At 49.4% G+C, this 12343-nt stretch carries 13 protein-coding genes; 10 read left to right on the top strand and 3 right to left on the bottom strand.

What is annotated here, in order from left to right; all coding sequences use genetic code 11:
* Positions 1-75 precede the first annotated feature (75 nt).
* The 6 genes from PMI36_RS22115 to PMI36_RS31395 all read left to right on the top strand — a co-directional run bounded on the left by PMI36_RS22115 (position 76) and on the right by PMI36_RS31395 (position 5972).
* Positions 76-867: a competence protein CoiA gene (locus tag PMI36_RS22115; protein WP_008069308.1), complete on the top strand. Its 792-nt coding sequence runs from the start codon at positions 76-78 to the stop codon at positions 865-867.
* 535 nt (positions 868-1402) lie between these two features.
* The gene (gene hxsD, locus PMI36_RS31885) at positions 1403-1708 is read left to right on the top strand and encodes a His-Xaa-Ser system protein HxsD (RefSeq protein ID WP_008069306.1); all 306 of its coding nucleotides are present in this window, start codon (positions 1403-1405) and stop codon (positions 1706-1708) included.
* Positions 1705-3195, top strand: coding sequence for a His-Xaa-Ser system radical SAM maturase HxsB (gene hxsB, locus PMI36_RS22125; RefSeq protein ID WP_008069305.1), 1491 nt, complete (start codon positions 1705-1707; stop codon positions 3193-3195). The genes hxsD and hxsB overlap by 4 nt, the downstream gene beginning before the upstream one ends.
* 2 nt (positions 3196-3197) lie before the next feature.
* Positions 3198-4436, top strand: coding sequence for a His-Xaa-Ser system radical SAM maturase HxsC (gene hxsC / locus PMI36_RS22130; protein WP_177319482.1), 1239 nt, complete (start codon positions 3198-3200; stop codon positions 4434-4436).
* Positions 4423-5046 carry a His-Xaa-Ser repeat protein HxsA gene (gene hxsA, locus PMI36_RS22135; RefSeq protein ID WP_008069300.1) on the top strand — a complete coding sequence of 208 codons (624 nt, stop codon included), beginning with the start codon at positions 4423-4425 and terminating at the stop codon, positions 5044-5046. The genes hxsC and hxsA overlap by 14 nt, the downstream gene beginning before the upstream one ends.
* 128 nt (positions 5047-5174) lie before the next feature.
* Entirely contained in the window at positions 5175-5972 is a 798-nt protein-coding gene (locus tag PMI36_RS31395; RefSeq protein ID WP_157214934.1) for a hypothetical protein, read from the top strand.
* Between the two features lie 22 nt (positions 5973-5994).
* On the opposite strand, the gene PMI36_RS22140 is transcribed toward PMI36_RS31395, so the two are convergent.
* Positions 5995-6762, bottom strand: coding sequence for a hypothetical protein (locus tag PMI36_RS22140; protein ID WP_008069297.1), 768 nt, complete (start codon positions 6760-6762; stop codon positions 5995-5997).
* 191 nt (positions 6763-6953) lie between these two features.
* Positions 6954-7955: a hypothetical protein gene (locus tag PMI36_RS22145; RefSeq protein ID WP_008069296.1), complete on the bottom strand. Its 1002-nt coding sequence runs from the start codon at positions 7953-7955 to the stop codon at positions 6954-6956.
* A gap of 824 nt (positions 7956-8779) precedes the next feature.
* Here PMI36_RS22145 and PMI36_RS22150 point away from each other — a divergent pair.
* Complete coding sequence (locus PMI36_RS22150; protein ID WP_008069295.1) at positions 8780-9283, top strand: hypothetical protein; 504 nt, start codon at positions 8780-8782, stop codon at positions 9281-9283.
* A 70-nt stretch (positions 9284-9353) separates the two neighbouring features.
* Entirely contained in the window at positions 9354-9584 is a 231-nt protein-coding gene (locus PMI36_RS22155; protein ID WP_008069294.1) for a hypothetical protein, read from the top strand.
* Positions 9585-9790: 206 nt separating this feature from the next.
* Here PMI36_RS22155 and PMI36_RS22160 read toward each other — a convergent pair whose 3' ends face one another.
* The gene (locus PMI36_RS22160) at positions 9791-10741 is read right to left on the bottom strand and encodes a LysR substrate-binding domain-containing protein (protein ID WP_008069293.1); all 951 of its coding nucleotides are present in this window, start codon (positions 10739-10741) and stop codon (positions 9791-9793) included.
* Positions 10742-11087: 346 nt separating this feature from the next.
* Between PMI36_RS22160 and PMI36_RS22165 the strand changes: the two genes are divergently transcribed.
* Entirely contained in the window at positions 11088-11987 is a 900-nt protein-coding gene (locus tag PMI36_RS22165) for a LysR substrate-binding domain-containing protein (protein ID WP_008069292.1), read from the top strand.
* A complete protein-coding gene (locus tag PMI36_RS22170; protein WP_008069285.1) occupies positions 11984-12343 on the top strand; it encodes an MmcQ/YjbR family DNA-binding protein in 360 nt (119 codons plus the stop codon). Before PMI36_RS22165 ends, PMI36_RS22170 begins: the two co-directional genes overlap by 4 nt.

Raw genomic sequence — 12343 nt, 5'->3', positions numbered from 1 at the left:
TAGGGCTGGTTGAAACGTGCTTCCTGTACAACACTAGGCCTAACCACCTTTGGGCAATTCGGGAGATGTACTGATATGGAAATCGCTTTGGTAGATGGCGTACGAGTGCTCCCTTCGCCCGGTGCGCAAGGGAGTTGCCAAGCTTGTAGTGCGCCCATGACCGCAAAATGCGGAGAGCAGAACGTCTGGCACTGGGCGCATAAAGGACGGCGCGTATGTGATCCGTGGTGGGAAAATGAAGGTGAGTGGCACCGTGCCTGGAAGCGATCCTTTCCTGAGGATTACCATGAAGTTGTGCAGCACGACATCACAGGTGAGAAACACATCGCCGACGTCAAATTGCCTAGCGGCCTCGTGATCGAACTCCAACATTCAGCCATGTCGTCCGAGGAGATGCGCAGTCGGGAAGGTTTTTACGGCAATATGGTGTGGATTGTAGATGCCGAACCTTTCAGAAAAAACCTGCACATTTTTTATCCCCTCCCGGATCCCGCCGAGCCCTTTGCCGCAGATCTAAAGTTCGTTACCCCGGTGCCTGAGTGGCGCGATCACCAACGCCGGAATGACACGGGCTTCAATCCACTCATGTTCTTCCGGCGCTCGGAACGGATCGAAGGGTCGAATATGCAACTTCTACATTCTGGACGTGAAATCGCCGAGCACTTTCCGGCGACCTACCGAGGGCATCATTTGCACCTCTGGATGAGGCCCCGAGATATTTGGTATCAAACCACTAAGCCTACGTACTTGGACTTAGGAAATGACATCTTGGCTTTGCTTGCTCCCTACGGGCCCTGGGAGGATGCGATCATGTGCTTGCAGCTCATACCTAAAGAAGCTTTAGTCAAAGATCTTTTAGGATCCTGACACGACGATCCATTCGTGCTTACCCGCCACGCATCGATTTTCGCAATGGCATCCCAGCGGCCATCTTTCTTGAAGCGTAAAAATACAATCACCGTCCCTTATCTTGAGCTGTCTCGCCAGCCAGTAGAGCATTGATGATCGCTTGCTCGACCGCTTCAGTGGCGGCCTTAAATGGGTGTAAATGGGTGTGTTATTGGGTTTTGAGGCGCGGTCGCTCGTTGTAGATCAACTTTCCCTCAGCTTGGAGGAGGTGTGCTTTTGCTTTACCGGCTCGATGCTCTGGCTTTGGGAAAATTTCTTCCCCATGGCGGCTCATGAAAAGCTGAGGCGGATGTCCGAGTCCCCGATGGTGTTTAACGGTGACCACCACTCGATTTGAATTCCGGTAAAGGGGCGCTTTCAGCGCTGCTTTACGATGCCCACGAGGGGAAAACTGCCATACCTAATCCCCCCGACTTATATTTGGTTACAAATAGTGGCATTTAGCCGCCCAGGCGGTCATCATCCTGCCACTTTCAATGAATGGATTCAAAAAATGGGCTGGGTAGTCACGATTTCCGTCGACAGCGTGATTTATCCGCTAAGCGTTGTGCAAAGAACCTCTTACGCACTCGCTCAAAAACTGATGATCCAAGTCAGGCAGACAGAGAATTTGATCCATCTAGATGCTTGCCCCACCTTGCTTGCAGGTGGAACCACAACTGTCACATCCGCGCAGCAGGCTCGGGAACTGATTCTTCGCAGCCTCAACGACTTTGCGTTGCGTGCACAAATTCAAAACGAAACATCAGGTTTGCGGGAGCTACTCGCGGCTGCGGCGCTTCGCGGTGCAGGGGTGTGAGCGCAACTTTGATCGCTAGAGAGTCGAGCTATCGATTGCTGCCGTTTCGATTTGCACGCCTTGACGACCATGGCATTGAAAGCATCTTGCTGACAGCAGAGACCGGCGAGTACCTTTTCATCTCTGAAAAGCAGTTGAAGGATCTAGTTTACAAAACAGTGGACTACGGCTCCGCTCACTACAAAGACCTCCTTGCCCGCCACTTTATTTTCGAGCAGCACGGACATAACCCCTTGCCTGAAATGGCGGCTCAATACCGCAGTCGTAAAAGCTTCGTCCTTGATGGGCCGGCGCTACATATATTTGTCGTCACGCTGCGCTGTAATCACACGTGCCAGTACTGCCAAGTCTCACGCGCCCCACTGGGAGGCTCCGGCCATGACATGTCAGCCGAGCATGCAGAGCTGGCAGTCGAGCGATTGTTCGAATCACCCTCCCCCGTAATCACAGTAGAATTTCAAGGTGGTGAGCCCCTATTGGCGTTTGATCGCATCCGTCAAATTGTCGATATGGTGGTAGCCCGAAATGTTGTTGAACAGCGAAGCATCCAGTATGTGATCACGACAACGCTCCACCACCTGAATGAGGAAGTCCTGGATTTCGCACAACGATACAAAATCCAGTTTTCGACATCCCTCGACGGCCCCGCGTTTCTACACAACGCCAATCGACCGACCCCCACGAAAGACTCGTATGAGCGAACAGTTGAGGGCATAGAGCGAGTACGAGCTAGGCTCGGCCACGATGCCGTATCCGCGTTAACGACAATCACCTCGAAAAGCCTGGAGCACGCGAAAGCAATCATCGATGAATACGTGGCTCGTGGATTCAACAGCATCTCTTTGCGCCCCCTAAGCCCATACGGATTCGCCAAGACATCCGCGAAACGCCTGGACTATTCGATGACCCAGTTCATCGATTTCTACATGGAAGCTTTGTCTTATTTGATGAAGCTGAATGCTCAAGGTACGTTCATTTCAGAGGGCTATGCATCGCTCCTTCTGAACAACATTCTTACCCCGTTTGCATCTGGCTATGTGGACCTGCGCTCGCCCCTTGGCGCTGGGCTAGGGACTCTCGTCTACAACTACGACGGTGATGTCTACCCTTCGGACGAATCCCGCATGTTTCTCGAAATGGGGGAAGACGGATTCAAGCTCGGCAATGTTAGGCAGACTCTGAATGAGCTGCTCCAATCTCCATTGATCGAGATGTTGCTATCCGCGGGCGTAGCGGAAGCATTACCTGGATGCTCCGATTGCGCACTGGTCCCTTACTGCGGAGCTGATCCTATCGAGCATTTCGCTCGCCAAGGCGATCCAATCGGTCACCGCTCGTTCAGCAGTTTCTGTGAGAAAAATACCGCACTGCTTACACATCTTTTTCGCTTACTGCGTGACGGTGACAACGAGACTCAAAAGATTCTGATGTCATGGCTAGCTCGTCGGTCACTGAGCGACCTTCCCTCTGCTGGCTACCGGGGCTGACCATGCTGCGTCTAGACACTCACTTTGAAATCCAAAACGTCGCGACTCCCAAATTGTTCAAGGTCATCACGCCTGAAGAGTTTGTCTCCAAAGGTACCGGCAGTTGCGCTGGGGAAGCGTCTTTTTATGACCTGATGTTGTGGCTAGACGAGTCGTCCACCGGCAACTTGGAGCAGTGGCTATCAGTGCCGGTCGGAGGTTTTTTGCTCCCCAGCTATCCGGACGAACTTGTGTCCGTCAGCGCTACCGTACTGACGAATCCAAAAGACCCGCTAGTGGTGCAACCAGGCGACGTTATCGCCGTGAGCCCCGGATCGAAAGTCGTGCGCGTGCTTTACCGTCGTGGTGCCAATAGCAACCTTCTGTTCATGACGGATCGGTGCAATAGCCTTTGTTTGATGTGCTCTCAGCCTCCCAAGGACATCGATGACAGATGGCACATCGACGAAAATCTGAAGCTAATCGACTTGGTTGACCGAGGCGCAGAACAGCTGGGTATCAGCGGGGGAGAACCCACGCTGTACAGGGAAGGACTACTCGCAATCATTGAGCATGCAAAAAACGTTGTCCCGGAAAAATCCCTACACCTACTCAGTAATGGGCGCCTTCTGAGTGACTCCACATGGATCACCGATCTTCAAATAGTAAATCACACCAATCTCACTTGGGGCGTCCCTCTGTACGCGGATAACGCAGCGGACCATGACAATGTTGTCCAGGCCCCAGGAGCGTTCAGCGAAACAATGGCTGGGCTTTACAACCTTCAGCGAGCAGGACAGAAAATCGAAATTCGCATGGTGCTAAGCAAATTGACCACTGGCCGGCTTCCAGAATGGGCGCATTTCGTTTTTCGAAACCTGCCTTTCGTTCACCACGTTGCGCTGATGGGCATTGAGAATACTGGGCTCGCTAAGAAGAATTACGACCAGCTTTGGATCGACCCAGCTGATTACCAGGCGGAGCTGAATAACGCCGCATTTTTCCTCGATATCCGTGGTATCGCAGTTTCAATTTATAACCTACCGCTTTGCGTGCTGGATCCGGTATTGGGACGCTTCTATCGGCAGAGCATTTCCGACTGGAAGAACCTGTTTATTGACGCCTGCCAGTCCTGCGCAGCAACACACGCATGCGCAGGTTTTTTCAAATCCCATTCAACGAAATGGCAGAGCCGTAATATCCACCCCCTCTCCGTTGACGACCTGAAAGAAATGCAAGGAGCACCTCATGAAACTGCTTGATCGCTGGAAGCTCTTGATCGGCCAATCTATCGCCATAATGCCCATGATCGGCAGTCCAATGGCCGATGCCAATCAAGCACAGCTGGCTTCAGCTGATTGGTTGCCGAATCCAAACAGTGCTCCGCCTGCATTCAAGAACACGCTCAACGCGAAAGACGCTATCAACGTTTACGCAGCACATCGCTCTCACAGCTCTCATCGCTCGCATAGCTCGCACAGTTCCCATTACAGCGGCTCCGGTGGCTACAGCGCGCCGCGAACCTACACTGCTCCGAGCACGAATTACTACACGCCACCAGCAAGCACAGGCAGCAGTTATCGTTCAGCCTCCCCAGGCACCGCCACAGTTCTCCCTGGGACTGGATCGACTACAGGATCAAATGCGTACAGCGCTACACCTGCAAAGCCGGCAGCAAATGACCTATCGATGCTTGTCCGACGCGTTCAATTGGCCTTGATGGTCAAAAAGTACTATTCGGGGCCAATTGACGGAGTCCTTGGCAACAGCACCCGAGGTTCTTTAATGGCTTTCCAGGTGGACTCCGGGATCATCAGCAGCGGCAAAATGGATACACCGACGCTGAATGCATTGGGGATTACTATTCCATAAGCTTGTCTGGTGATCTGAATAGTTCCACTGCCGGCAAACGTAATCCGCAATGCGCCAATAACTTACGATTGACTCTGCATCTAAGAACAGGTCAATAGGGAATTTTCTAATCAAAAAAATGGTGACGAGTGAAACACGCAGAATGGATCAGAGACGCTTTTTTGGCTACCTCGGAGGCGATAGCTTCTTGCTACAACGAACATGAAATAGATGGGTGGAATGAAAACATCATTACGAACCGAGTGATGGGAGCACTCAAAAGTCTCGGTCTCGAAATAAATTGGACAGACAAGGCGCAAAAAGTTAAGTGGGAAGGTTATAAATTAAGAGGAAAAACTGAAAGCACATTCGGAGACATCGCGCTAGTTGTTAAAATACAATTGGCACATGATGCTTTCATCGAAGGAGTGGCGTTTTACGAGGCAAAACGACAGTTTTTTCAGCCTGATCAAACTCCGATAGGTTTTAAATCGATCAAACTTGAACAACTTTCCAGAATTGGAAAGAGCACACACGCGGCCAATATTCTATTATATGACGTAGATAGACATGAACGCACAACAATAGCGTCATCCGTGTCTACAACTTTTGTAGAGTCATTACTAATGCAACGCGCATCACTTCCGCCTGGTCGTATACTACATCACTATGGGGATTTCTGGGTAAGGTCTATTGCTAACAACTTTATAGGATTAAATTTAGATTTCAGCCCTGCCGCCGTATCCGCCATAAAAGAGTCGGTCAGCTCCCTAAATCGCCCAGCATTTGTTCTGAATGCCTCTGTTGCGATGACCAAATTATTTGATCTTGAGCTTGATAATTCATTCATTAAATCAGCTGACTATGAACACTGGATAAAAAGCGAAAGTTTGCAATCAAATTATGATACACCTCGAGGGGACGATGGACCAAAATTCGGCCCATGAATTGATAAATAAACAAGAGAAACTAAGCGTTTGCTTTTAAGCACAACACTATCGCTCCTACAAAATGGTGTCGAGCATCGGTATCTAATGCCTCATGCTCCTCACCTTCATCAAGAACCCTACCGATTAAATCACGGCTAACGGTGAAAGACTGAATTCTAAACTCATGCCCATTTAAATCTCCGACTTGCGGAATTAGCGACTTGTAAAAGTTATCAACCTTCGCTAGATTCGCTAGCAACCCAGCCTCATCATAAGTACTGTTGAAAGAATGAAGCGCCGAAAACAAAGAAAATGGCAGCACACTTTCACCGGTATTTCCAAATACTTTATGAAACTCTAGATTTCGCTGTAGATCAGCCACGACTAGTGCCCGAGTAGGATTAAATCCTTTAAGCTCGATCGCACACAGCGGTTGCGTGCCGAAATAGGCTGTTAAGGGATCATTGTAGTAAACAACGACATCAATACGGCCATTCCTCTTAATAAAGGGACGCCCCTTTCTCAAAACACTGCTCCCCCTCACCAAAGGATTCCCAAATACTACGGGATGAAGGCAATCCCTAGCAAAATCTCTCGTTGGCTTCTCGATATAAATTTTATAAGGATCGGCCGGCTGCATATTTAATTCATCGATGGCCTTAGCGACGTTAACGGTCAGCAGATACTCAGCGTTGATTTTGCGTGCGGGCTCATCGGAAAACCTCAACATATCATTGCAAGCTGCTTTCATTGCAATCTTTACTTTTTCGGTGATATCGCCCAATGCTCGCTTCTGCACATTATTCATTTAACTACGAAATCCTTATGATTCGATATTAAAAACAAAACCAATTATTATCACTACGCTTCCGAATCATAACCTTATAACTCTGTACCTGAATTGGCGATTTGTGACCGAAAAGATAGCGGCAGCGCAGTTCGCCAAGCGCCCCAAGGATTTGGCTATACTTGACGAAATTTGAGCAGGACCTAGAGGATTTAATCGCTTTTAGATTTCGACTCATAGGGCTGAAAATAGTCGATCCCCTTAGCTTGAAGCTCTGTGGCAACATAGCTAGGAATTGCTAATCCCCTCAAAATAAAATCAGGAGCATCACCTTCTACGGTGTGAGCATGCAGTTCATTATTATGATGTCGTACTGTTTTTGAAAATTCTAAAAAAGTAGCGTCGGGCTTAAGCGAACTCGGATTTTGGCACAAGATACAGAATGCCTCGCTCAATCGCCAATGCCCACCCAATTTATCCTTCGATGCCGGATCTTTATGCCGATGGTAAAGGTTTGTTAACAGAACGAGATCTACCCTGTCGTAGGCAGATGTATCCCAATAAGATTCGACTGTGAATAAACCTTTGGCACCATACAGGTACGAGTACCACTTCTGCATATCCATGGCGTCATCGCATCCAACAACAAGCACATTCAACTCATGATTTGAAGTGGCGGGGGTAAATTTTTCATGGGCGGACACAAGAAAATCTTTAAGATTATTATCCATATGCCTTTGCCGAGACAACACGTGGCCGTCGCTGGAAAACAGATTACCTAAGTCTAATACGATATCATCGTAATCATCCATCCGACCTAATGATCCAATCTTGAAACCATCACTGGCATCAACAGCATGTTTTTTTGAGAAATCGGCGCATTTCACTTCGATGTTAAATTTAAAACCTTCTACTTTAAACGAACAATCCACATCTTTAGGTGGATTCACCTTCTCCTCGTAAATGAAATTCTCAGGGAAAAATCTGGCAAAATGCGCGCACACTGTTGCCTCTACCGCCGCCTGAATATATGCTTTTTCAACAACATTATCAGACTTTAACCCTAGCTTATTGAAACAAAGCTCCTCCCTCTCTACAGCACTCAGGTGCGGCGCCAAATCGTTTATAGCTTCAATCAGTCCACCCGCATATTCTTTAGTAGAAACAAACTTGCTATTCAAATCAAACTGCAACAACACTTCTTCTTTACTCACTTCATCCCCTCGCAATATTAGTCCAATCCCACAGCAATGTTTACCCATCGATACGAAAAAATGCCTTAAGGCATGCGATTTTGTGTAAGCGCAAATAACAGGATACCATGTTCAAGCTACAGACCCCTCTTATAACGCCGAAAGCGATATCTCATATTTCGACCTGGCCATCCCTTGGTTGATGAAGCCTGCGTTCTCTTCAATTGTTGAGCGCGCTCCTCGAATGTTTCCGCCTACTTCCTCCAAGCCACTTTTTTTCCGGTACAAGGGGTAATCTTTATAATTGCTGCTTCCGGCATAAGTTTGTTCTGATTCATCCTCTGTAACACGCCATGCAGCGATTAATCGTCTCTTATGCATTGGCTCCATCTAAAACCCCGAGCGTAGCAGGACATCTGCCCATTCCCCTTCCGCCCGCGAAGCTCACCAGATTCGTCTCTAGCGAGACGCATATTTGCTCACCAACGCCGCACCGGACGGTAAAAAGAAGACGGCATTTAGGACATACGCCACGCCTAAAATGCCGATCAGATCTAGCTTACAACGATGCTTAATTTTTTATTAAGTGCAACTCACTGATAAAAAACTCGGACAACCTTACAAAACTTTACATTAAAAAACTGCAAGGTAATGTCAACATTACAGTAAATCAACAAAACACATTCAATTGTCAGGCGTATTTACAATTTCATTCATCGTCACAATTAATTTCACTACCACTAAAATTCACCATCACAAAATTCGCACGAGCACACTGAGCGCCACCCATTTGACGATAACCATTTTCGAACTATCTTAATCTCCCACAGCTAGGAGATTTTTTCATGATGCAGATCGAGCGCTTCCCTGTTAGCAAAAAAGATCTAGAACACAAGAATATTTCCGGCTCTGCAAGGAAACTCATAAAAGCGCTTGGTGCCGATTTGAAACTCGGGCAAGGCAGAGAGATGATTGCAAGAATATTAGGTTATTCCAATTGCCATGAATTAGAACAAGAAGCAAAAAATAGCATCGACTGTTCACTCCCTACCTTTGTAGAAAAATCAAAAGCTTACTTGAAAGTTGCTATCAATATCTCCAACACACTCAGCATCCCCTTGCCAAAAGCTATTGGGCTGGTAAACCAGCTAGGACTTCACTACTACTCTGCAATGAAAAATGGCCAAGCAAACACCAGTGACGTTGAATCGCTTGAGTTTCAGATCGAACCAGATGGCCAGACTACCAATCAAAGGGAAAGCACTGCGTTTTCTTACCACTGTAAAGATGCAAATGTCGTAGTAACATTTAAACAGCGCCGAAAAATCATAGCTCCTTTAGACGCTTAGTTAAAAACATACTACTGCCAGAATCTGCCCACTCAAATAACTACCTCGCTTTCAGCATAAGGAGCAAAATATGAAACCAATGTTATCCCGCGAAAGGCGCATAGCGGAAGTAAAAAAGATGAAATCAAAACTGGAAAATATGAGGTCCGGAATGGGTCATCAGCCGACCACGCTCACCTATTTGATAGACTCCCACTTGATGTACATAGATTTTCTTCTTAAGGATAAGGACTTTAACAAAGATGTAGAAATTGAATGGTGGTCTCTCACAGATACAGAGCCCGGACATACTCTGCATTAATGCCAGCGCACGCAACAGACGAACTATTTGCGGGCTGATAGTTTTATCCCCTGCGGGGGTTCACATTTACTGACTCTGCGAAGCCATCTCTGCCCGACCACCCCCGACTAGACTAATCCGGCAAAGCCGGGCTGGCTTGAACGTGTAGGAATTCGCAAGCCCCAAGCTCTTAACTAGGAATTACACTAACTTTTCAAAACGTAATATTAGCGCATTGCCGGATGCGCCTTTCCAGCTTTTTCACAAGCGACCCTGTCCGCCTCAGCGTTAGCGCTAAAATCCAGAGCTAACTTATCTATCAGACCGCGAACTGAAGGCAGCAGACCTCTACGGGAAGGGAAGACAGCATGAATGAGCCCACTACGCAGCACGAACTCAGGTAATACCTCCACCAATAGCCCATCATATATTGCGTGCCGCACCATGATCTCAGGCAGTTGCACGACCCCCACACCTTGTATTGCAGCGCGGTGTAACGCATCAAGATCAGAGGTAACAAATCGGGGCGTGTGTACGACCTCGATTCGATGATCTTTCCCTCCTAAGAACGTCCACTGGTGTTCACGGTTTGGTGGACCAAGATCCATGCTAGGGAAGCTCGTTAGGTCATTTGGGGTGTTGAGATTTAATCCCTCGATTAAAGATGGCCGCGCAACCAGTTTCTGATGGCTATCTCCCAGCACTCTCATCACCAGGTTATCGTCTTCCAATGGCGGAAAACGCACTCTCAGCGCGATGTCATAACCCTCGCCCAGTACATCCACCCTGCGATTTGTACTATCTATGTGCACTTGGACTTTAGGGTGCAACACCATGAATTCCGCGATGATGTCGCTCACACCCATAGCACCCAGCGCAGGAGGGCAACTGACACGCACGATCCCTTGGGGCTCAGAGCGTGAATGTTCTACAACTTGTTCCGCCGCGTCAGCTTCGACCAGCATTGCCACACAATGACGGTAGTAGTCTTGGCCGATCTCTGTGACCGTAAACTTCCTCGTTGAACGCTGGATCAGGCGGACACCAAGCCGCTCCTCCAGGGCTGCGATACGCCGGCTCAGCTTCGACTTTGGAATGTCGAGTTTTTTACTCGCGCTTGAAAATCCGTTGTGGTCGACGACCTGAACGTAGTAATACAAATCATTGAAGTCGTACACGGAGCGATTCACTCACTGTCTAAATGCAGGATGTAGTATCGCAGGTGATGGCGTTTGTTTCACATCACAGGCACTCGCTTCCTTATGCTTTGCTCGGACGTACCGGCTCCTTTGACCGGAATCGACATTGGCAGGGTGCAGGGGTGTAGGGGTGTAGGGGTGTAGGGGTGTAGGGGTGTAGGGGTGTAGGGGTGTAGGGTTGCTATCGAGAATTAGGCGAGTAAACATAAGCTTTGTCACAACTGGCGATAGGATTTTTCTTTGACGATCGTCAATCCAAAAATGACCATTTTTCATATCAATTTCAAAAGCTTATGCGTTTGATGAAAGTGGTCTTTCTAGGAAAATGCTTGACCTCTACTATTTCGCCAAAGTGGTCGAAGCCGGTGGCTTTGCTGCAGCCGGGCGTTTGCTGGGGATTCCCAAGTCGCGATTGTCGCGACGCATTGCTGAGCTGGAAGAGCGCCTCGGCGCGCGCCTGCTGCAACGCACAACCCGCCAACTCAACCTCACCGCCGTGGGCGAGCGCTACTTGCGCCATTGTCAGGCGATGCTGCTGGAGGCCGAAATGGCCGACGAAGCGGTGGCCAGCATGTCCAGCGAACCCCGGGGGCGCTTGCGAGTGTCCTGCCCCGTAGGGTTGGCCCACCAAATGCTGCCTGGCGTAATCAGTCACTTCCTGGAGAAGTTCCCTCAGGTTCAACTGGAAGTCATGCTGCTCAATCGTCGGGTTGATTTGATCAACGAGGGCGTCGACGTTGCCTTGAGAGTGCGGGATCTGGGTGATGAAGATCCATTGCTGGTGACCCGTCGCCTGCGTCAGGCTCAGATGCTGTTGCTTGCCAGTCCCGCCTTTTTGCGGGGCCATGAAATCAATCACCCCGAAGACCTGAAAAACTTGCCCGTGCTCGGCGCTCTGGAGGCCGATCGCATGGTGCACATCCGCATGCTTGATCAACAGGGCAAAAGCTACGACCTGAGCCTCGAGGCGCGATTGGGCTGCGAAGATTTCATCGTGCGTAAAGCCTGCACCCTCAGCGGCCAGGGCTTTACCATGCTGCCCATGATGTATTGCGAGCAAGAGCTGGAAAACGGTTCGCTGGTGCAACTATTGCCCGACTGGTCATTGCCGGGCGGCTGGCTGCAAGCCGTCTACCCTCATCGACGCGGGGTGATGCCGGCGGTGCGCGCCTGGATCGACCATTTGATCGAATCATTCAATGTTTGCGGGGACAGACTGTTATGAAAGCGGGACGAATGAGCGAAGAGGATGTCGCGCAATACTGCCTGGCGTTGCCCGGCGCGCGGGAGGATTACAAGTGGGGTGGCGTGCGGGTGTTTTCGATTGCGGGGAACAAGATGTTTGCCTTGCAGAACCTGCGGGGACAGTCCCTGGCTTTCAAGGTCGACAAGGACCTGTTCCTGGGCCATTGCGACCGCCCGGGCATTCACCCGGCACCGTATCTGGCCCGGGCCCAGTGGGTCATCATGGAAACGCCCTACCCGCTGGGCACCGAAGAACTGCAAGGCTTGCTGCAACGTTCCCACCAACTGGTGGTGAGCAAGTTGCCCAAGCGCACGCAGGTCGGCTTATTGCTTTGA

It is taken from the genome of Pseudomonas sp. GM79, from assembly GCF_000282495.1.
In the GTDB taxonomy this organism is placed as follows: domain Bacteria; phylum Pseudomonadota; class Gammaproteobacteria; order Pseudomonadales; family Pseudomonadaceae; genus Aquipseudomonas.
The sequence above is the reverse complement of the archived record's forward strand: the minus strand, read 5'-3'. Positions and strand labels throughout refer to the sequence as shown.

Coding starts and splice junctions, on each gene's coding strand:
- PMI36_RS22115 (WP_008069308.1), top strand. CDS start 76: ATGGAAATCGCTTTGGTAGATGGCGTACGAGTGCTCCCTTCGCCCGGT.
- hxsD (WP_008069306.1), top strand. CDS start 1,403: ATGGGCTGGGTAGTCACGATTTCCGTCGACAGCGTGATTTATCCGCTA.
- hxsC (WP_177319482.1), top strand. CDS start 3,198: ATGCTGCGTCTAGACACTCACTTTGAAATCCAAAACGTCGCGACTCCC.
- hxsA (WP_008069300.1), top strand. CDS start 4,423: ATGAAACTGCTTGATCGCTGGAAGCTCTTGATCGGCCAATCTATCGCC.
- PMI36_RS22140 (WP_008069297.1), bottom strand. CDS start 6,762: ATGAATAATGTGCAGAAGCGAGCATTGGGCGATATCACCGAAAAAGTA.
- PMI36_RS22150 (WP_008069295.1), top strand. CDS start 8,780: ATGATGCAGATCGAGCGCTTCCCTGTTAGCAAAAAAGATCTAGAACAC.
- PMI36_RS22155 (WP_008069294.1), top strand. CDS start 9,354: ATGAAACCAATGTTATCCCGCGAAAGGCGCATAGCGGAAGTAAAAAAG.
- PMI36_RS22165 (WP_008069292.1), top strand. CDS start 11,088: ATGCTTGACCTCTACTATTTCGCCAAAGTGGTCGAAGCCGGTGGCTTT.
- PMI36_RS22170 (WP_008069285.1), top strand. CDS start 11,984: ATGAAAGCGGGACGAATGAGCGAAGAGGATGTCGCGCAATACTGCCTG.